Here is a 21759-nt window from a genome sequence, read left to right as displayed (position 1 = left end):
TTTAATTACACCCGATTTTCTATTTTCCACAATCTAAGATTTCAATATAAAACAACTTTGTGTATTTGGCTGTTTATGATAAATAAAAAGTGTTCTCCGTAGTCTACGTCCAAAACGGATAAAAAAGCTCGCTATCGTTCTACAATATGGAATGATAGCGGGCTTTTCGTGCTAATTATTCAATTGCGCCCTAAAAATGGCAATTCTACCTTGACCTTGTGTATGGCTAACCTATACTATTTTATTCTACCTTAAACTGCCCCATCATCCCCGCATCCTCATGCTCAAGAATGTGACAGTGATACATGAAGAGCCCTTTGTGGTCAAAGGTTGCGATTGCCCTAACCTTCTCTCCTGGTCTAACAAGGATGGTATCTTTCCAGCCAGCTTCATTTGCTGGCGGCGGATTGCCATCACGGTCTAGAATCAGGAACTGAGTGCCGTGACCATGGAATGGATGGGCCATTCCTTGATTTCCTCCCATCATTCCCATTTCTTCATTTGAAATCTCCCAAATTTCAGTATCATGAAGATTAAGCTCTTCATCAATACGGTTCATGTCCATTTGCTTCCCATTGATGCTAACATTGTTGCCCATGCCTTGCATAATAAATTCTCTCGTCCTGACAGCTGTGGATGGGTCCGCCTCTGGAATTTCAGTTAATTGGGATGGAATTTCGGATGGACCACTCTTTTTATCAGTCACAACAAATTTCATAAATGGAGTTCCCTGATCGGTCAGTTCTACAGTTTCTCCCTCTTTGAATTGCGAGAAATCAACAATCAACTCAGCCCTTTCGGCAGAACTCAGGACGAGTTTGGTCATTTCCACAGGCTTCTCGAGTAAGCCTCCGTCAGTACCAATCTGGTAAAATGCCTGCCCATTGCTTAATCTAAATTCATAAATCCTGGCATTTGAGCCATTCAGCAAACGCAATCGTACTTTGTCTTTTGGAACTTCTACATATGGATTGATCGCTCCGTTTACCATAATCGTATCACCTTGAAGTCCCATCATGACATCATGCATGCTAAGGTCATAATCGAATTGGCCATCCTCATCTAGCTGTTTATCCTGGATAATTAGGGGGATATCATTTACTCCATAATCTTTTGGAAGATCCAATTTTTCCGTAACCCCATCATCTATTAAAAATAAACCTGCCATCCCTTTATATACATGCTCACCTGTCTTATCAAGGAGATGAGGGTGGTACCATAAAGTGGCCGCGGGCTGTTCAATCGTAAATTTTGGATTCCATGTTGTTCCAGGTTGGATACCATTATGTGGCCCCCCGTCCTGCTTGCCATCCACTTCTAGGCCATGCCAATGAACGGTAGTGGCTTCATCTAGCTTATTCTTAATCTTTACAGATACATCCTCTCCTTTTTTGACACGAATAACCGGTCCTAGATAATCGCCGTTATACCCGAATGTATCTGTTTTTTTTCCTTCTAAAAATTCCATCGATCCTTTTTGGGCAACAAGGCTAAATTCGGCCTTGTTCGGATCAGGGTTTTCATCCTTCAAAATCGGAGGAATAGGCAAAGGTTTTTCACCCTCTGGATATGTTTTATTCTTCATGTCTTCTACCGAACCGTTCATCATACCACCGCCTCGACCACGGTCATTGCCTCCCATACCAGGCATATTTCCTCCCATGCCCATACTCCTCATAAATAACCATCCTCCGGCTAGAATTAAAACAACAATTATAACTGCCGTCAAACCAATTTTTTTCAAATGTGTGTGACCTCCTTTAAAGAGCGTTAGTGGAAAACATTTAATATACCTACTACCGTATTTTATAAATGACGTTTATCGAAAACAATTATTAGTATCGTTGAAAGGCCCATTTTTATTCGGTTGTTCGGTTGTGTTTATACCGATACTGGTAGGTGTATAGGATTCAGCGTCAAAAATCCCAGCTGCTCACGAACATAGATGAACAGCTAGGATTTAATGTTTTACAATGAAATACACTTAAATTTATTTAATCGGTGACAGTTCACTCTCGGTTACCCATTTATGGTTTTTCACTTCATCTCCCGTTTTGGTATCTGTATAACTTACCATATACACGGTCGTTTGTTTTGCCGAGTCAATGACAGCTGTAGCTCCATTCATTCCTTCCATATGATCCGCATTTAATACGACTTCATCTCCCGGTTGGAGCGGCTGATCTCCTGCGCCTTCAAGTTCTTCATGAATGACCCACTTGTGATCTTCTACTTTTTCACCGCCAGTCGTTGGCGTGTAGGTAACAGAATAGACCGTTGTATCGAAAGCCCCGTCGATGGTTGCCACTGCTTTATCCATTCCAGGCATATGATTAGCATTTATCACCGCTTCGCTGCCGACTGGATAAGTTGGATTTTCTGCAACAGCTAAATCTTCCGGTACTTCACCCGAACTTGAATGATTCATCTGTCCATGTGAGCCTGAATGGTCTTCCTCCATATTTTTATCCGTTTCTGTGTTTTGGTTTTCCGCATTTTTGTTTGTTTCTGTTTCGGCATTTTCATTATTAGCGGGCTCTGCTTCATCCTTGCCGCCACAAGCAGATAAGACAAGTGCCATAACTAAAGTGGCGACCAATGATAAGAATTTCTTGTTTTTCATTATCCAAAACCTCCTTCAGCATTTAAAGAACATTTTATCAAATAAATGTGCAGAAACTATGGATGACGCTCAGGTTCACAATAAAAAATAGAACCGTTATTTATCCCGTCACCCATTTGTATCCTCTTTATTTCTTTAAATTAACTTTCTGAAGACGTAACGCATTCAAAACTACCGATACAGAACTAAATGCCATTGCTGCACCAGCTACCCAAGGTGCTAATAAGCCAATTGCCGCGACCGGTATCCCGATAGTGTTATAAAAGAAAGCGAAAAATAAGTTTTGCTTAATATTTCGCATTGTTTTTCGACTCATGATAATTGCATCTGCTACGCTGTTTAAATCTCCACGCATTAGTGTAATGTCAGCTGCTTCAATGGCGATATCTGTACCGGTTCCGACGGCCATTCCAATATTTGCTGTAGCGAGGGCTGGAGCATCATTGATACCGTCCCCGACCATAGCTACATTCTTGCCTTGCTCTTGAAGTTTCTTGACCTCTTCACTTTTCTGCTCTGGTAAAACCTCTGCAATAACCTTTGACACACCTACTTGCTGAGCAATAGCTTCTGCAGTACGTTGATTATCACCAGTAAGCATGATGACTTCCAGACCGAGATCCTGCATCCGAGCAATGGCTTCTTTAGATGTTTCCTTTACAGTGTCGGCTACTGCGACAATACCGGCAATTTTGCTATCTACTGCAATCAGCATGGATGTTTTTCCTTCGTTCTCCAGCTTTTCCATTAATGTTCCCAAATCCTTGATTCCCACATTGTGTTGGTTCATTAATTTTCTTGTTCCGACCAACACTTCCCTGTTATTCACTGCCGCCCTGATTCCATAGCCTGGCAATGCTTCAAACTCAGTAGTTTTAAGAAGCGCGATGCCTTTTTCTTTTACACCATTGACAATGGCTTGCGCTAAAGGATGCTCGGATTGGTTTTCAGCGGTACCAATCAATTGAAGAACTTCCTCTTCTTCAAAATCATTTGTTACTGAAACATCTGTCAATGCAGGCTCTCCTTTTGTGACTGTTCCTGTTTTGTCTAAGACCACTGTATCGATTGATTGGGTGTTTTCTAAATGCTCTCCTCCTTTAAAGAGAAGCCCCATTTCAGCAGCTCGACCCGAACCGGCCATAATCGAAGTTGGTGTAGCCAAACCGAGTGCACAAGGGCAAGCGATAACCAAAATTGAGATTGTTGGGATAAGAGCCGAACGAAAATCACCCGGTGTCACAATAAAATACCAAATGAAGAAAGTAATAACCGCGATACCTACTACCACTGGCACAAAGATGCCGGAAATTTTATCAGCTAAACGCTGAATATCTGCTTTAGATCCCTGTGCTTCTTCAACCACTTTAACGATTTGCGCCAGTGCCGTATCTTTCCCCACTTTTGTCGCCTTTATTTTCAATGAACCATTTTTATTAATAGTGGCTCCAATAACGGTGTCACCCTCTACTTTATCAATCGGAATACTCTCTCCTGTAATCATTGATTCGTCGATCGCTGAACGTCCTTCTAGAATTTCACCATCCACTGGTATTTTTTCACCCGGCTTCACTAAGAGGGTCTCTCCCTCTCTAACTTCTTCAATCGGAACTTCTACTTCAGCTCCATTTCTTAAAACACGTGCTGTTTTTGCCTGCAGACCAAGCAGTTTTTGAATGGCCTGGCTTGTTTTTCCTTTCGCACGCACTTCAAATAACTTACCGAGCACAATGAGTGTAATGATAACAGCAGACGCCTCGAAATAAAGTTGAGGCATTCCTATTCCACCTGCATTCACCCATTCCCAAACCAAATAGATACTGTAGAAATACGCAGCACTTGTGCCAAGAGACACAAGTACATCCATGTTCGCACTTTTATTTTTTAAAGCATGGTAGGCCCCTTTATAAAACTGGGCCCCTATAATAAATTGTACTGGGGTCGCTAATGCTAACTGTACCCATGGGTTCATGAGTAGATGCGGCAGATAGATAAAAGACATAAATTCAAAATGTGCAACCATCGTCCACAGTAATGGAATCGTCAAGATGAGTGAGAACAAAAATTTTCTAGATTGCTTTCGGATTTCCTGTTCTTTATGATCAATTTTTTCCTTATTATCTTGCTTCGGAATTAATTCATATCCTAGTTTATTAACAGCTTCAATCATTTCCGAAGGTTTTACTTGTTGATCATCGTATTCGACTGTCATTGTTTCCAAGGCAAAGTTAACATTCGCATTAGAAACCCCTTTCATCTTATTGATTCTTTTTTCAATCTTTGTTGCACAAGCTGCACATGTCATACCAGAAATATCAAAGTCCATCTTTTCCTGAACAACACTATAGCCCAGCTTTTCAACTTTTTCTTTAAAATCATTCACATTTGTTTTTGTTGGATCATAGATGATCGTCGAACGCTCCAATGCAAAGTTCACGTTTGCTTCCTCGACACCTTCTATCTTCGAAAGTCCTTTCTCAATTCGATTGGCGCAGGCTGCACACGTCATCCCATTAATTTGCAGCGTCTTTTCTTCAGTTGCCATTCTAAATCCCTCCTATACATAGTGGGGGTATATTTTATTTGAAAAGAAAGATCATACCTGAAGGTACGATCTTATCCACTGCTTTCTCCTCCCACATTGTGTAAGCAGAAAACTGTTTATTAACTAAATTCTCTTAAAAGATGCGCGAAAATCAGACAACATCATAACCTTGGTCTTCAATCGTTTCCTTAATTTTATCTAATGTTGTTTGCTGGTTGTCAAACTCAACAGTTACTTCACCCTTGCTAAGATTGACATTTACGGAAGAAATACCTGCAAGCTGGCCAACACTCCCTTCGATTGAATTGACACAATGATTACATGACATCCCCTGTACTTTTAACGTTTCTTTCATTTTTAACAACCTCCTATTTAATTTATTATTCCCTATACTATACCATTGTACGGTATTAGGAATGATAAATAAAAAATCATTTTTAACAATGGTTTCTTACTTTGTCATCACTTTCATGACATCCATCAATTCCTTTATGGCGTTTTCACCATCATTTCCTTTAATAGCATTCGCTACACAGTGGTGTGTATGGTCTTCCAACAAGGCTAAAGAAACCTTATTTATGGCTGATTGGATAGCACTAATCTGATGTAAGACATCCACACAATAACGATCACTCTCGACCATCTGATGAATGCCCCTCACTTGCCCTTCAATACGCTTTAGACGGTTAAGAAGCTGTTGTTTATTTGGCTGGACCGTTGTTTTCATTGCTTCTTGCATGATACACACCCTTCTCTACATACATATACCCCGTATACCTATATTATCAACTGCGTTTAATTGTGTCAATAATCAATTTTTACTTTATCCGCCCAACTTCTTTTTTAACGAGACTTTGAGTAAGACATTGTTTTGAGGTGGTTAAGGATGTAAACAAAGTGAAATTCTTTCTTATTCTCAATAAGAGGTTACCCTTTTCTACAATGTTTATGCATTCATTCCCATAAAAGTCAAAAACGCTATAACAATAGCTACTACAAATAAAGAGATACTTTACCACTAATTAGCGACAAAGTACCCCTTCTGATATATTTGTACGTGCTCTTCAGCCAATACCCTATCATCGATATTTTTTCCTCAGCAGAAGCTGCCATGAAGCACATTAATTCACAAGGATTAAGTTGTTCACTAGTTATCTCTCCTTTAAAAACCGGTAAAGTCTCCAAAAAACGGCATTAGGTAAATAATGATTTTCGTCATCCAGTCAAAAAACAACATGATTCCCATGACAATCATGATATAGCCGCCAACTTTCATAATGACTCCACTATGTGTTCGGATCCATTTCATACGGCTGATAAAGAAGGATAGAATAAAAAATGGAACAGCAAACCCGAGCGTATAAGCAATCATATATAACAAGCCCGCCCCTGGATTACTTGCAGCAAGTGCGAAAACAGACATTAAAATAGGACCAGTACAAGGTGTCCAACCGGCAGCGAAAGCGAGCCCAATTAGCACCGATCCTAGATAGCCTCCAGGCCGGTTTTTAAATTCGAGCCGGTGTTCTGCCATCATAAATTTGGGCTGAAGAATTCCTGTAACAACAAGACCAAAGAACACGATAAAAACAGCGCCTATTTGTCTGATTAAATCCTGGTATTGAAACAGCATTTTTCCTATAAATGAAGAGGTAAATCCTAGCGCAATAAATATAATGGAGAAGCCAAATAAAAAAAACAATGTATGCAAAATGCTTCTTCTTTGAAGCATTGCATTCTCGTTTTTTAATTCGTCGACGCTCATACCGGTTATATATGAAAGAAATGCAGGATATAGAGGCAAACAGCAGGGAGAAATAAAACTGAGCAAGCCTGCTCCAAACGCTAAAAACAAGTTGATATCATCCAATGAAAACCTCTGCCTTTCCATTGACATTTTTAAGCGTATTACATACTAAACAGCGGCTTTTTAGCCGCTGTTATCGTTGTTTAGTATCAAATCTATAAAACCTGTCCAAAAGTGATATTAACCGCTTCTTTCTTGAAAATATATACTTTTGAACCTCTCGTTATTAATAACTTTTTGCTCCAAGATAACGCTTAGACCAGTAACTGTTATTCATGGAAGAGACACTTACTCCTTTTGAAGATGAGCTATGAATAAATTGGTTGTTTCCTAAGTATATACCCGCGTGGGATGCTCCTGGCTTATATGTTTCAAAAAAGACCAAATCTCCGATTGCCGGTTTTGAAACTTTTTGTCCTTTTTTATAAATATCAGCAACAGTTCTCGGCAAATCTACCCCTATTCCTTTTTCAAAAGCATAATTTAAAAATCCGCTGCAATCAAACCCCTTAGGTGTGGAGCCGCCCCAAACATAAGGTACATTCATATGTTTTTTAGCTTCAATAATTAGTTTGTCCACATTCGCGGTTGAAGTTGGGATATTATTTTTATTAGTTGTACCAAGAAGCTGAAGAGTATGTTTACCTACAATGCCATCGGCAGATATTCCGTGCGCCTTTTGAAATTTCATAACAGCTGCTTTTGTTTCTGAATTGAAATAGGTGGTGATAGTTGGTGACGTAAAGTATCCTTTTTCTTTCAAAGCCTCTTTTAGCTCTTTTACATCTTGATGTGTCATTCCAATTTTTAATGTCTGGTCCCCAAGAGCTGCATTACTAACAATAGGCATACTAAAGATTGTGCCAGCCATAGTCAAAGCAACGATCATTTTCTTCACTTGATTTCCCCCTGTAACCCAATTTCTAGTTACAGAGAGTTTATCATTCTATCATTTCACCCTTGTATTTCTAGCATTACGTTTGCATTAAAAAACAATGTAGAATTTGTGCAGAAATATAACAGATGTGTCGAAAGTTTTACTTAGTTCAAGAAAAAATTTAGCTAATTATGAAATATCAACGGTTCCTACCATCCCAGCTTCTTTATGCCCAGGAATAGTACAATAAAATGAAAATTGTCCTTTTTCTAATGGTTTAAAAGTTATTTCTGCTTCCTCTCCAGCTTTAGCATGTATGTGAACAATGGAATTTTGTTTATTTTGATGCTCATGTGCACCATTACTCTTCATGATTTCAGCTGTTAAACCGACAACTTCGAGATCATGCTCTACTTTTCCTTCATTCACTAACTTTAAAGTGACTATTTGTTGCGAATCGATATTAAGTGAATTAGGACCGTATGAATAGTCAGTAGCTGATATTAAAATCTTCTGATTCTCTGCGTGATGGGGATTCCCTCCTTGGCTTTCTTGTTTTACCATGGATCCATCAAAGTCGAGCAGAGGAGGGAGCTGGTTAAATATATAAAAGAAACTCAATACTCCGATAGCCATAAACACCGGATTTTTATAAAATCCCAGAGATCGTCCTTTAGCTTCTTTCGAATTATCTGTATTTAAAATATAAAATATTGTAAATTGACTACATACAAATAGTGTAAACAGAATTTTTATCATTATTTCACTTTGTCCAGGAGCAATCATTTCCCCCAGCATTGCGCCCATCATTCCTCCCATTACCCCAGATAGGCCACCATCTATTAGTGCATACGAATTGAAAGGAACACCAGCAATGCTCCCTACTGTTGCACCAATAACCATTCCTATTACTGTAGATAGAAAAAGGTCTCCTTTAAAAATTACTCCCAGAATTGTGCCTGCCAATAAACCTAGAGTCATCCCTATTGACATAGCAGCCATCATTCCTGCCATTTGGGATACCTTGTAATTTTTCTTTAGAGGGATAGCCATTACCATAGCTATTAGAAATATGGAACAAACAAGCATGATGATTAATGAAGAACTCATTTTTTTCCTCCTTAGCTCTATTTAATGAATTATATGTTTAAAAAAGAAAGGCTAGTCCATTCCTGTTAGAGCTAGGTGAAAAGCATAACATTCCTCTTTAACAGATTGACTGGTTAGAAGTATATTATTCTTTCTTTCTGTCAAAGATTTAATCAAGGAAGAGGGGAGTGAGTAAAATGAGGTATATATTGACCCTATGTGTTATTCTATCAATCTATTTTTCAGTAAATATCGTAAAAAGTGCAGATCATGAGGAATTATACGAAATGGCAAAAGCTATCGAAAATGAAAATTATACTGTGAAGGAATGGAGTGTCTATAGTAGACAATCAATTGGAGAAGCAAAAAGTGAGAAAGAATTTTATAATAAGACAAATAAAATAAGAAAGAAAAATACAGGTTATAAGTGGTCTTCTATTGAGGATGTCAATCATCATTTAAAATTAGTAGGTGTTTATAAAAGCAAGGAGGAACACTTCGTACATCGTATTATTATAACCGGTGTAAACAACTTCGATAGTTATACTATCGAAGTGGCAAACGAAGTAAAAAGCTACCAATGGAATCGTGAAAATATCAATACAATTCTTGCGAAAATTGATTATCCAGCTAATCAAGAATCTAGCTTTTATAGTATTAAGGGCGAGTCAAACGGAACGAGTATTGGAAAAAGAGAATTAGTCAAAAACACAAAAAAATTGATGGAGAATCTATCTGCTACAGAAATAGAGAGCTTGGTAGAAGACGACTTTAGTTCTTTTTCCGGTCTATCTACTAAATGGGATAATAGCATCAACTTGGATGAGAGTAAAAAAATGAATTTACAAATTGCTATGAGATTTAATCCAAGTAATGATAAATTAAATGTGACAGTTGGAACCCCTATCATCACAACGGAATACTGATCTCTCCCTTTAATGTTTCCAACATGTTAGGAGTTTTAAAAAATCACTCTTATCATTTATATACTCTCGGAGGAACCCATGGGAATAAAGAAAAGAATATTAGTAGTAGATGACGAATGGAATATGTTAAATCTTGTACGGATTCATTTATCCCAAAAGTATGAAGTTGTGCAAGCTGGTGATGGATATGAAGCTTTAGAACATATTAATAGACAAGATTTTGATCTAATTATACTGGATATTATGATGCCCTACTTAAACGGATGGGAATTATGCAAAAAAATAAGGGAAAAGTATCAAACGCCTATCTTAATGTTAACAGCTCGAAATGAAGTGAAAGATAGAGTTCATGGGCTTGAATTAGGAGCAGATGATTATTTGGTTAAACCGTTTGCTTTTGAGGAATTAGCTGCGCGCGTTTATGCCTTATTAAGGAGATCTGGTATTAATAAAGGAAAAGGAATAGAGGAAGAAGAGTTAATTAGTGAGGATGGACTAACGATTGTTAAAGAAAGCCGAAAGGTTATAGTAAATGGTCAATCTGTAGAATTTACACCAAAAGAATTTGAGTTAATGTGGCTCATAGCATCTCAGGCTCAACGTGTATTTACTAGAGAACTTTTATTAGATAATGTATGGGGAATTGATGATGACCGCGATGTTAGAACAGTTGACACTCATATAAAAAATATACGCGTAAAATTAAAAGAAGCCAATTGTTCTTTTAACCCAATCAAAACCGTTTGGGGGGTTGGATATACATTTCAGAAAGCGGATGAATCGTAATGAAGATAAGATCTAACAGCATAGTTATAAAGCTTGGGGCTACTATTATGGTTCTATTCATGGTGATTCTAATTCCTTTAGGTTATGTAATGGATCGTATATTCACTGGCTTTTATTATGGCCAAGTTCATACTCACATTGATGAGGTATCAGCAGATATTATTACCTCTCTAAGGGATTTAAATAATAAAAACGAATTAAAGCTTTATCAAGAATTAGCTAATCATACTAATACAGAAATAGTAATCGTTAATAACAAGGGAAAGGTGCTCACTTCTTCAAATATAACTCAATATTCCAAAGGAGATACTTTAGACCAAAAATTATTGGGATCACTTAGGAATAATAAAAAGATCCATCAAAATTATACAGACCCTGTTAACAACAGTCACTTTCTTATGTCAGGAAGAGCTCTAATAAGAAATAACCACTTTCAGGGAGGAGTATTAGTCTTCTCTTCTGTAGATGCTCTTCATCAATCTACACATCAGATAAGAGAATACTTGATTCTGTCAGTTATTGGTGCTCTCATTTTAGCTTTAGGATTTACCTATTTTCTTTCAAAAAAGCTGTCAAGCCCGTTGATTGGTATGGAGAAAATAACAAGGAGAATTGCTAAGGGTGATTTAAATGTAAATATTGAGAAAGTGTCTGAGGATGAAGTCGGTTCACTTGCACAGGCAATTAATGATTTAGCGGTAGAGTTAAAAGATTACAGAACGAATAGAAGTGAATTTTTAGCAAATATTTCACATGAGCTTAGAACACCAATATCTTATCTTTCCGGATATGCTTCTGTTATAAGAAACGGCCTTTATGAAAATGAAAAAGAGAAAGAGGATTACCTGAAAATTATCGAGAATGAATCTTCTAGGTTGGTCATCCTAATCAATGATTTGTTTGAATTGTCAAAAATGGAAGAAAACAGAATAGAATTATATAAAGAGTGGATTGATGTTGAAGAATTAATTGAGGGTATATTAAGCAGAGTAAAATTAAAAGCCAAAGAGAAAAGTTTAGCCTTAAATTATTCTTCTAAAAATAAGATGCCTATGCTATTGTCAGATGGAATGCGGCTGGAACAAGTCATAACAAACCTTGTTGAGAATGCCATTAGATATACGAATCAAGGATATATTCAAATTAATTCATGGAGCAAAAAGGATAACGTATATATATCTATAAAGGATACAGGGGCAGGAATACCAGAAAAAGATTTACCATTGATTTTTGATCGTTTTTATCGTGTAGAAAAGTCCCGTTCAAGAGAAATGGGGGGAACGGGATTAGGGTTAGCTATTGTACGGGAAATCGTAAAGATGTTAGGAGGAAATATAGAGGTTAACAGTAAGGTTGGAAAAGGTACTGAATTCATTTTATCTTTACCAATCGATGTAGCACAAAATGAGAATCAATAATCATTCTACAAGACCATAGGTTTGGGATATTATGATCGCTTATAAAATTTCATCAAGTTATGCATTAATTAAAAAGATAGCGGGCAATTCTTGAAGAATTGCCCGCCTTTATTTTTTAATAGTCTATTCTTTTGAATATCCATATTACTTAACTTTCGCGAAATCGGGTGAAAAACCTTACGGTAAGGCCTAAAATAAGTGGTATTGCGATTAAAAATCCTATATATAACTTGCTGACCTTATTTAGAGAGTGCTTTTCAGATTCAGCATCATCTGCAGCCCCTTCCTCTTTTAACTGTATAGAAGTGAGCACTTCCTTTTCTTGATTTATAATTTGCAAAAATCCTTTCCCTGTCACTCGTCCCTTTAGTGTGTCCCCGTTCAAAAGAGTATAATATAAGTTTTTAGTCAACTCATAGTTTTTACCTTGTTTTGTATGAAAGGTAGACCCTTTGGTAAGCTTAAACCCTTTATAATTATCATATCCGTAATCTAACAACTGGATTGTATCGTTAATGGCGGCTGTTGAAGAGGGGGCTTTTAAAATGACAGCAATTAAATATAAGTCTCCTCTTTTTGCTGTTGTTACAAGGGTGTGACCTGATTGATTAACAAAGCCTGTTTTCCCACCGGTTACTCCTTCATATGGAATTTCTTTCATTAATTTATGATGGTTTAAAAGAGTCGTATTCCACGATTCTCCTTCCCATTTTAACTTTACCGTGCCAAAAATCTTTCTAAATTCTTTATTATCCATAGCGTATTGAGTGATTTTAGCCATATCAGCAGCAGTTGTTACATGATTCGGATCAAAAAGACCATGTGGATTTTCAAAATTTGTATCAGTAATACCTATATTTTCAGTTAAATATTCGTTCATTTTGAAAGCAAAAGTTTCTACGTTGCCTTCCAAATGTTCCGCTATTGCAACAGCAGCATCGTTACCTGAGTTGATTAACAGCCCTTGAATTAATTTCTTTAGAGGGACTTGCTCACCTTCTTCAAGGTAAACCCTCGTACCTTCCGCTTCCCTGGCCTTCCTGCTTACTGTCACTATGTCCTCTAAATCCCCATTTTCAATTGCATATATAGCTGTCGCGATCTTGGTGATACTAGCTGGATACATTTGATGTTCGGTATTTTTTTCATACAGGATTTTTCCTGATTTTGCATCCATTAAAATTGCTGATTCGCTCATTAAATCAGTAGACAGAGAATTAGATTGAGCAAAAACTGTTAACACTGTCACTGCATTTGTTAATAAAATCACCCACAAAATTAAAACAATCCTCTTCACAATGACACCTACTATAAATATTTTTGTCTATTTCAACGCGTTGTTTGTTCTGTATGATTTTAGTTGAAAATTATGAAGATTGTATGGAGAAGGAGTAGATATATGAGGATGTAATATAATTTTAAGAATGTTAAAAAATTTTAAATGAAGATTTATTATACATTGATTCAGGTTTTAATTTGTAAAACCGACTCTTCTTTTATCAATATTTAAGGGTTACATTAGTATGTTTGAATCTTTTCTTCTTACCATAATGTTTATATCAAATAAGTTCATTCCGTTAAAAATTTTAGTTTCTCCTTAATTCCTTCAAAATATTCCTTTATCCTCAATAGCATTAAATACAATATTTTAAGGAAGGACTTATGAATAATTTTCTTATTTTCTTTACGTCTTTTTTTGCACTATTTCTTTGTTCATTAATGTTACTTAACAAGGTTCCTCAAAGGTTTCAAAAGCTTATTTTAGCTTATATTCTTCTTTTCTTTTTCCTATTTTGTTTAAGTGTATATCTTTCTCCAGAGGTAAGAAAATTTGTTCAGGAGATAAGAACCGAGGCTAAGCCCACTGAAGAGAGAAAAGAACCGTTTCAAAATCAGTTTGTAAAGGAGGAAGAAATATTGTTAAATGCTCCTCTCGTATCTCAATTACCCGAGTTACCAAGAGGATGTGAAGTAACTAGTCTTTCTATGCTTTTGCAGTATGCAGGAGTCAATGTAGAAAAAATGGAGTTAGCAAAACGAATAAAGAAAGATCCTACTCCTTTTCAAATGGAAAATGGACAAATATTCTTCGGAAATCCAAATGTAGGTTTTGTGGGAGATATGTACAATATAAACAATCCAGGTTATGGGGTATATCATAAGCCAATCAAAGAGTTGGCTGAGAAGTATTTGCCTACTCAAATTATAGACCTTACTGGGAAGGAGTTTAACGAAATAGAAATTTCCGTATCTAATGGATTTCCAGTGTGGATTATTATAAACACCCGGTATAGCAAATTACACCCAGAAGAATTTGATACGTGGAATACTACAAGAGGCAAAATACGAATGACTTATCGAGAGCATTCGGTACTAATTACTGGTTATGATAAAAATTATATTTACTTTAATGATCCACTTACAGGTAACAAAAATAAAAAAGCACCCAAACCAGACTTTATTGAGGCTTGGGCGCAAATGGGAAGACAAGCTATCACCTATTCAAAAGATTAATTAAGAGAAGGCTTGTCTCTTCTGTGGTTTCTGATTTTCGTATAAATAATCAAAATCGTAGGCACGCTCTATATAAATTTGATGCCAAATCATAAATGTAAGAATGGTCCAGAGTTTTCGACTGTTATCTTTTTTGTTCGTGACATGCTCCTCCAATAACAAGTAAACTTCTTGTTTATCAAAGATATAATCGACTTCACTTAAGCGGATTAAAAGGGAAGCCCACTCATATAATTCTCCTTTTAACCAATGGCGAATAGGAACAGGGAATCCTAACTTCTTTCTATTTAATACATGGTCTGGTACGATGCCTTCGGCGGCTTTTCGTAGTATATACTTTGTTGTATTATTTTTTATTTTTTTATTCGCACTAATCTTTGACGCCACATTGAAAACATTTTTGTCTAAAAAAGGAACTCTCAGCTCGAGGGAATGTGCCATCGTCATTTTATCCGCTTTTAACAAGATGTCTCCTCTTAACCAAGTATGAATATCAAGATGCTGCATTTTAGTGACAGGATCATAATTTGCTGACTGACTATAAATTGGTTCTGTGATGTTGGTATAGCTTAAATAATTTTCATAATCCCTAAGCAATAACTTTTTCTCCTGCTCTTCGAATATTTTTGCGTTACCAATATATCTCTCTTCCAAAGGAGTAATTCCACGTTGAATAAAGCTTTTACCCTTGAACCCTTCTGGCAACATGCGGCCTAGTGCTTTCAACAAGTATTTCATCGAAGCAGGCATATAGTTAAATAAACGCAAAGATTGAGGTTCCCTGTAAATGTTATATCCTCCAAATAGCTCGTCTGCCCCTTCTCCTGACAGAACAACAGTTACATGTTTTTTGGCTTCGCGTGCTACAAAATAAAGAGGCACAGCTGCTGGGTCTGCTAAGGGGTCATCCATATGCCAAATAATCTTTGGAAGCTCTTTTAGGAATTCTTCAGGTGAAATCACATAGCTAATATTCTCTAAATTTAAGGATTGGGCTGTTTCCTGAGCTACATCAATTTCGCTGAACCCCTCTCTCTCGAAACCAACGGAAAACGTTTTTAACTTAGGATTAATTTCTTTTGCTAAAGAAACAATGAATGATGAGTCTATTCCACCGGACAGAAAAGCACCTACAGGTACATCACTACGCATATGCACATTTACAGAATCAGTGAGGACTTCACGAATTTCTGAAGCAATTTGAAATTCAAAGGATTTTACTGGCTGAAAATTAGGCTTCCAGTAGCAATGGATATCCATTGCTTGTCCTGGTTTTTTTAAAAAGTAGTGACCTGGAGATAATTTTTTAATTAAAGTTGTCATCGTATCAGGTTCAGGAACGTACTGGAAACTAAGGTAATGATGTAACGAATCATGGTCCAACTCATAATCAAAACTAAGATCATTGTCTTGTGCTAATAAAATACTCTTTTTTTCTGAAGCAAAATAAGTCATACCTTCTTGTTCTGAATAAAAGAAGGGCTTAATACCAAAGTGATCTCTTGCTCCAAATAATGTTTTCTCTTTTTTGTCCCAAATCATAAAAGCAAACATACCCCTTAACTTTCTTACGGATTGCTCTTTTAGATCACTGTAAAGAGCAATGATGACTTCAGTGTCAGAGTTAGTAGAGAACCTATGCCCCTTGTCTTCTAATTCCTCACGAATCTCAATGTAGTTATAAATTTCTCCGTTAAAAATAATCCAATATCGATCATTTTCATAGGACAGGGGTTGATGTCCACTTTCAATATCAATAATACTTAATCGTCTAAAACCAAAATTAACATATTCATCAAAATAAAACCCTTCGTCATCAGGCCCTCTATGAGTAATAATTGAGTTCATTTTTCTAAATTTACTCTCTGATTTTGCATTCATTTTTTTAGGTTTATGATAAATACAACCAACAAATCCACACATTAAAAGCACCTACCTATTTGCAATTTAAAAGTAAAATTTCACCTGTTGATTTTTACAGCAAACAACTTTTATAAAAAATAACAAATAAGTTTGTGGAAATTATGTAGTTCTAAAGAAAACTTTTAAGAAGCGGATGAAAATGCAGGTTTACAACGTCAAGGAAATCTTTATATACCTTTAACCTTGGATAAGTATTAAAATGGCAGTGTTACATTCGTTCACAGCAATAAAAAAGCCTCCGCATTAAGCGGAGACTATTAAGCGTAAGAGTGAAGGCCAGCAATGACTAAGTTAACAGCTATTAAGTTGAACATAATAATGATAAAACCAATCACAGCAAGCCAGGCAGACTTTTCGCCATGCCAGCCTTTCGATAACCGCAGATGTAAAAAGGCAGCATAGAACAGCCACGTGATGAGCGCCCATACTTCTTTCGGATCCCACCCCCAAAATCTTGTCCAGGCGATTTGTGCCCAGATCATAGCGAATATCAAGCCGCCGAGCGTAAAGACTGGAAATCCAATCAGCACTGATCGGTAACTGACTTCATCCATTAAATCAGTATTTACATTCTTCAGGAGCGGCTGCACGAGCGCTCCAATTCGTTTACGGGTCAATAAACGAATAATTAAATATAATAGCGCTCCTGCTCCTAACGCCCACAGCACTGTGTTCAATTTTTTAGAGTTAATAAAAGCGGGCATTTCAATAATCGGGGCAAATTTGTCTTTAGACAGAAGCTCGCCTTCATTTGGACCGATAAGTGCCGGAAGTGTAAATGTTTCCCTAGCCGGGTTTCCTTCTTTATTAATGTAATCAAACTTCGCTTCATAGCCGAAAAGAGTAAATACCGTTGTCACTGTGACGAAACCCATCACAGCCACAAGACTGAACATGATGACTTCAAGCCAGAGCGTTTGTTTGTTTCTCTTCGTCTGGTCTATTGTTTTCACTAAATAAATCAGTCCAGCAATAAAGCTGATTGCGAGAATACCTTCACCTATGGCGACCGTTGTCACGTGAATGTGTAACCAGTCACTTTGCAGAGCTGGAATTAACGGGTTAACGTCTTGTGGAAAGATGCTGGCATATGCGATTAAAATTGTCGTAATTGGCAAGGTGAACAATCCAAGGACAGGCAAATGATAAATAAAATAAATAAGAATAAATGCTCCTACCAACATCATCGAAAAGAGGGTAATAAACTCGAACATGTTACTGACCGGAGCATGGCCAGCAGCGGCCCAACGAGTGAAAAAATAACCTAGCTGTACAACAAATCCAATAACGGTTACAGTGATGCCAAGCTTACCCCAGTGATTCACTTTTTGCTGTTCATTCTCGTCTTTTTGACGGATAGCTCCACCAAAAAGAAAAGTAGCGATTAAATACAAAATAAATGAAGCATAAAGCAAATTACTGCTCCATTGGACTAATTGAGACATTTGGCTTTCTCTCCTTAAAATATTATCCTTGCTGATCTTTTGGGGTTGGAATCGTCGTATCCTCGATAACCGTACTGATTTCACGTTTCAGACCATGCCAGTTCTTATTTGTGTGGGCAGCCACATACACTTCCCCGTCTATTTGGCGAATCCATAGTCGGCGATGGTTCCAGTAAGCTCCCTGCACAACACCAATCATAAAGATTGCCCCTCCAAGTCCCAAAATCCAAAGAGTCAAATCTTTGCGAACAGTCAAAGCAGTAAGGTTACGGGTTTCGACTCCTTTGAACTCCATTTTATATTCCGTTTTACCCATCGGCTCCATCGTCTTTTGAATGGCTACAAAACTGACTTCTCCTTTGGGATACTCTGGTGAAATCATTTTAAATAAAAAAGCTGGATTGTTAGGTAATGGAGATTTTGTCTTTGGTTCTCCCTTTTCCGTAAATCCATCGAAATCAGGATAATACCCCATTAATTCCACTTTATAGCCGTTTCCAAGGTCGTACATATCTTCTGGCTTGAAAAGATTAATTTTTATATTGCCTGCTTCTTTTTTTGTTTCTTTATTGGTTAACGCAAATTCCATCGATTTCATTTCATCTTGGATGTAGCTGTTCTGGTAAAGCGCGTAATTATCAAACTTTAATGGTTCATTTACTCTAATTTTTGCTTTTTTTATTTCTGAGAGTTTCGGTTCTGCTCCGGGTAAATCTCGATTTTCATCTCTATAAAGAACAGCATTCGTCTGGTAGTTTTTCACCACTCCCCCTACTCGTTCAATTGCTTCATTAAATACTTCTGGATCTTTTTCTGGATCATAGTTTTCCACTAGGAATTTTTCGTTTTTTAAGTAATATTCTCCCTTTGTCCCCGGAATTTCTAATGTTTCTCCATCACGGACCCATAACAACTCATCTATGTACATTCCTTCAACAGAACGCAGCATGGCACCAATTAGAAAAATAATGAGACCAATATGATTTACATACGGCCCCCAGCGGGAAAACCGCCCTTTTTCTGCAAGTAGGCTGTCTTCTTCTTCTCGGATACGATAGTGCCTGCTTTGCAGGTTTTTCTTTACCTTCTCAAGCTCTTGCCCATTGATTACACCTGCCTGGCTGGCAAACAATCTTTGCTTCTTCATAAAAGTAACGTGCCTGGCGACACGCTGATTTTTCAAAGCCCGATATAATGGTATAACACGGTCCAGACTACAAATAACGAGTGACACACCAATCGCTGCAATCAAAGCAGTGAACCAAATAGAATTGTACAAGTCATGAAAGCCAAGAATATAATAAATTTTTCCCGCTGTGCCATACATGTCTTCATAAAAAGTTTCTGGTTGAACATTATTAGGGATGAACAGCTTCTGTGGAAAGATGGTTCCAAAAGACGATGCTATGAGTGTCAGTACAATTAACCAAACACCGACTTTAACAGATGAGAAAAAGTTCCATACTTTGTCCACAATCGATTTATTATATGTCTGTGAGCGGCGTGCACTTCCTTCATAGCGCATGTCATACAGCTTTTCCTGCTTTGCTTCTTCTGTTAATGCTCGTCCGCATGACTCACAGAGAATAGTTCCATGCGGGTTAACATGTCCGCATTCACATTTCACTTTTCTCATATCCAATCTCCCTTAACTTATGGTTTGACTGTTTCAAACAATGCTTTGACCTGCTCTTCTTTTACTAATCCGCCAATAACAATTTTCTGCACTTCTCCTTCTGGATTGATCATAAAAGTAGCAGGAAGAGGTTGGATTCCATAAGCGTTCTGAACTTCCCTTGACGTATCGATGGCAATGGGAAACGTTAAGTTATATTGCATGGCAAATTTCTTTGCTTGCAGCTCAGAATCACCGACATTAACAGCTAATATTTCGACGCCTAAATCTTTATACTCTTTTGACATTTTTTCCATGTGTGGCATTTCTTTTTTACATGGTTCGCACCATGTACCCCAAAAATTAAGAAAGACGCCTTTTCCCTGATAATCTGATAATTGGCGTTTTTCTCCATTTAGATCTGTTAAAACAAAATCAGGAGCTTTGTCACCTTCTTGTAAATTTCCCCGAGCTTCACTCGTTAAATTGTTGTAAAATGTATAGCCAACAGCAATCGCTAGTACTCCCAAGATGACAGAGCGTATAATCAATCTGTTCTTCTTTTTATTCAAGAAACACACCCCCTCATAACTATTAATATGTAAGGATTTAAGTCATTAAATTTAACGAAAAAAGGATCTGATACTTAAATCCTTTACATTCTTGTAGCATAGCAAAAGATTATCAAGAAACTATGCAAGCCCATTTAGATTGCATAAATGACATAAAACATTCGGAAATTAGTAATTTTTTAGGACACCAAATACGGTTAATACTTATCTTTTAAACACACAAAAAGACTACTGAGAGTTTCTCAGTAGCCTTAAATTCAGTATTTCTTAAAAAGAGTTACTTTTTAGGAAATCTTAAATTCCTGTTTTCACCATAAGCAAATCTATTTAGTTATAACTTATATAATACTATTGTTGATCACTGAGCTAATTTCAGCGGTCTATCAACTACCTCCACTTACCTTTTCAGTTTCTTGATAATATTCATTTATGGCGTTGGCAAGTGCCTTAGTTGTGTTATGCAGTTCATCCATATTATTATCGACACCCCCAATTTCAACAAGAATGGATCTTTGTGATAAGTCTTGGTTGTATACACCATCTACACCCTTACCACTCTTTCCAATAACACCTCTGCTTAAATGAGGATATTTATCTTGTAGAATTTCATGTAAAGATTTTGCTATTTCGAGATTTTTTTCGAAGTTAGGATTATTTTTTCCAACGACAAACACAACTTTAGCGTACTGCTTATTGTTAATCTTAATGGTAGTGTTTTTCTTTCGTAAGGAATCCCTGTGTAAGTCAATAAAGTAATTTAAATCCTGATTATTGGACATAGCTGTTTGAACTAAAGCGCGGGATACTTTGTAAGACTTTGGTGTCTTCCAACCTTTCTTTTTCAGTTCTTCGCCCATGTTTGTTTTATCCACTGTTACTCCCAAACCAAGGTTTTCCATTTCTTTCCCCAGCATTTCTCCAACTATTGTGATATTAGTTTTAGAATCAACTGCTTTATTAACATTGCGATCTCCTTCAAGTCCTAACAACGGAAGATAGGATTCCCAACTGTGGGTGTGATAGATATAAAAATTTTTTCGTGGGGGGACATTATGCTTCATCTCGTTAGTGCTTTCTCTATCCAGTGATTCTTTTATTTGATCTTTAGCTATTTCTGTCTCATTTAAAGTATCTTCCAGTGGAGGAGCAGATTCGATTGGGAGGGTTGCAAAATTTGTTCCTTTCCCTGAAATGATAATTTCATCTTTGAAAATACTAAAGCCCGGCAATTCATTCCCCACTAGACTACGGACATCTCCAATATTTACACTAGTTGCTAGCTCGAATCCTAAAGAAATAACAGAAGGTTGATCCTTTTTTAAAATGTCTGAGGAAAAAGAGGGCATCTCCGCAGCTAACATTGTAACAAATATTCGTGAAGACACCGTTTCAATATTTTTCTGTAAATGGTAATGAACAGCTTGTCTTTCTTTTGAAAAGAAGCTTGAAGCGAGAATTAAAGTAAATGCTACAAATAAGAGAATGATCATTAGTAAAGAGAGAGTAGAAATATTTTCACCTTTATTAGTCATTGGTCACCTTCTTCTTCATCGTTATTAATAAAGGTTATGCAGAGGTCTCAAAAACCTATGACAAAAAGTGGCTAAGAAAGGTTCCCT

General features: G+C 36.9%; 18 protein-coding genes. 4 read left to right on the top strand and 14 right to left on the bottom strand.

Annotation, left to right across the window (positions count from 1 at the left end; all coding sequences use genetic code 11):
- Window positions 1–241: 241 nt before the first annotated feature.
- The 8 genes from AC623_RS20605 to AC623_RS20570 all read right to left on the bottom strand — a co-directional run bounded on the left by AC623_RS20605 (window position 242) and on the right by AC623_RS20570 (window position 8962).
- Complete coding sequence (locus tag AC623_RS20605) at window positions 242–1744, bottom strand: multicopper oxidase family protein (RefSeq protein WP_049666911.1); 1503 nt, start codon at window positions 1742–1744, stop codon at window positions 242–244.
- Window positions 1745–1990: 246 nt separating this feature from the next.
- Window positions 1991–2623, bottom strand: a complete 633-nt coding sequence (locus AC623_RS20600; RefSeq protein ID WP_049666910.1) for a YdhK family protein — start codon at window positions 2621–2623, stop codon at window positions 1991–1993.
- A 127-nt stretch (window positions 2624–2750) separates the two neighbouring features.
- Window positions 2751–5168, bottom strand: coding sequence for a heavy metal translocating P-type ATPase (locus AC623_RS20595; RefSeq protein WP_049666908.1), 2418 nt, complete (start codon window positions 5166–5168; stop codon window positions 2751–2753).
- Window positions 5169–5319: 151 nt separating this feature from the next.
- Window positions 5320–5523 carry a copper chaperone CopZ gene (gene copZ, locus AC623_RS20590; protein WP_049666906.1) on the bottom strand — a complete coding sequence of 68 codons (204 nt, stop codon included), beginning with the start codon at window positions 5521–5523 and terminating at the stop codon, window positions 5320–5322.
- Between the two features lie 96 nt (window positions 5524–5619).
- A complete protein-coding gene (locus AC623_RS20585) occupies window positions 5620–5907 on the bottom strand; it encodes a metal-sensitive transcriptional regulator (protein WP_049666905.1) in 288 nt (95 codons plus the stop codon).
- Window positions 5908–6330: 423 nt separating this feature from the next.
- Window positions 6331–7038: a cytochrome c biogenesis CcdA family protein gene (locus tag AC623_RS20580; RefSeq protein ID WP_049666904.1), complete on the bottom strand. Its 708-nt coding sequence runs from the start codon at window positions 7036–7038 to the stop codon at window positions 6331–6333.
- A gap of 163 nt (window positions 7039–7201) precedes the next feature.
- Window positions 7202–7873, bottom strand: a complete 672-nt coding sequence (locus AC623_RS20575; protein WP_049666903.1) for a C40 family peptidase — start codon at window positions 7871–7873, stop codon at window positions 7202–7204.
- Between the two features lie 168 nt (window positions 7874–8041).
- Window positions 8042–8962, bottom strand: a complete 921-nt coding sequence (locus AC623_RS20570; RefSeq protein WP_049666901.1) for a plastocyanin/azurin family copper-binding protein — start codon at window positions 8960–8962, stop codon at window positions 8042–8044.
- A gap of 266 nt (window positions 8963–9228) precedes the next feature.
- Between AC623_RS20570 and AC623_RS20565 the strand changes: the two genes are divergently transcribed.
- The 3 genes from AC623_RS20565 (at window position 9229) to AC623_RS20555 (ending at window position 12071) form a co-directional block, all read left to right on the top strand.
- On the top strand, window positions 9229–9867 hold the full coding sequence (locus AC623_RS20565) for a YwmB family TATA-box binding protein (protein ID WP_197091029.1): 639 nt from the start codon (window positions 9229–9231) through the stop codon (window positions 9865–9867).
- 78 nt (window positions 9868–9945) lie between these two features.
- Entirely contained in the window at window positions 9946–10653 is a 708-nt protein-coding gene (locus AC623_RS20560; RefSeq protein WP_049666899.1) for a response regulator transcription factor, read from the top strand.
- Complete coding sequence (locus AC623_RS20555) at window positions 10653–12071, top strand: sensor histidine kinase (protein ID WP_082174580.1); 1419 nt, start codon at window positions 10653–10655, stop codon at window positions 12069–12071. Before AC623_RS20560 ends, AC623_RS20555 begins: the two co-directional genes overlap by 1 nt.
- A gap of 148 nt (window positions 12072–12219) precedes the next feature.
- Here AC623_RS20555 and AC623_RS20550 read toward each other — a convergent pair whose 3' ends face one another.
- Window positions 12220–13368 carry a D-alanyl-D-alanine carboxypeptidase family protein gene (locus AC623_RS20550; RefSeq protein ID WP_082174579.1) on the bottom strand — a complete coding sequence of 383 codons (1149 nt, stop codon included), beginning with the start codon at window positions 13366–13368 and terminating at the stop codon, window positions 12220–12222.
- A 365-nt stretch (window positions 13369–13733) separates the two neighbouring features.
- On the opposite strand from AC623_RS20550, the gene AC623_RS20545 reads away from it, so the two are divergent.
- On the top strand, window positions 13734–14585 hold the full coding sequence (locus tag AC623_RS20545) for a C39 family peptidase (RefSeq protein ID WP_053104203.1): 852 nt from the start codon (window positions 13734–13736) through the stop codon (window positions 14583–14585).
- On the opposite strand, the gene asnB is transcribed toward AC623_RS20545, so the two are convergent.
- The 5 genes from asnB to spoIIP form a co-directional block, all read right to left on the bottom strand.
- A complete protein-coding gene (gene asnB / locus AC623_RS20540; RefSeq protein WP_049666894.1) occupies window positions 14586–16508 on the bottom strand; it encodes an asparagine synthase (glutamine-hydrolyzing) in 1923 nt (640 codons plus the stop codon). It abuts the gene before it with no gap.
- A gap of 257 nt (window positions 16509–16765) precedes the next feature.
- Window positions 16766–17953 carry a c-type cytochrome biogenesis protein CcsB gene (gene ccsB, locus AC623_RS20535; protein ID WP_049666893.1) on the bottom strand — a complete coding sequence of 396 codons (1188 nt, stop codon included), beginning with the start codon at window positions 17951–17953 and terminating at the stop codon, window positions 16766–16768.
- 22 nt (window positions 17954–17975) lie between these two features.
- Window positions 17976–19589 carry a cytochrome c biogenesis protein ResB gene (resB, locus tag AC623_RS20530; RefSeq protein ID WP_049666892.1) on the bottom strand — a complete coding sequence of 538 codons (1614 nt, stop codon included), beginning with the start codon at window positions 19587–19589 and terminating at the stop codon, window positions 17976–17978.
- Between the two features lie 17 nt (window positions 19590–19606).
- On the bottom strand, window positions 19607–20140 hold the full coding sequence (gene resA / locus AC623_RS20525) for a thiol-disulfide oxidoreductase ResA (RefSeq protein WP_049666890.1): 534 nt from the start codon (window positions 20138–20140) through the stop codon (window positions 19607–19609).
- 383 nt (window positions 20141–20523) lie between these two features.
- A complete protein-coding gene (spoIIP, locus tag AC623_RS20520; RefSeq protein WP_049666889.1) occupies window positions 20524–21672 on the bottom strand; it encodes a stage II sporulation protein P in 1149 nt (382 codons plus the stop codon).
- Window positions 21673–21759: the final 87 nt, after the last annotated feature.

It is taken from the genome of Bacillus sp. FJAT-27231 (assembly GCF_001183975.1).
GTDB lineage: Bacteria > Bacillota > Bacilli > Bacillales > Domibacillaceae > Pseudobacillus > Pseudobacillus wudalianchiensis.
This window is presented reverse-complemented; position numbering and strand designations above follow the sequence as displayed.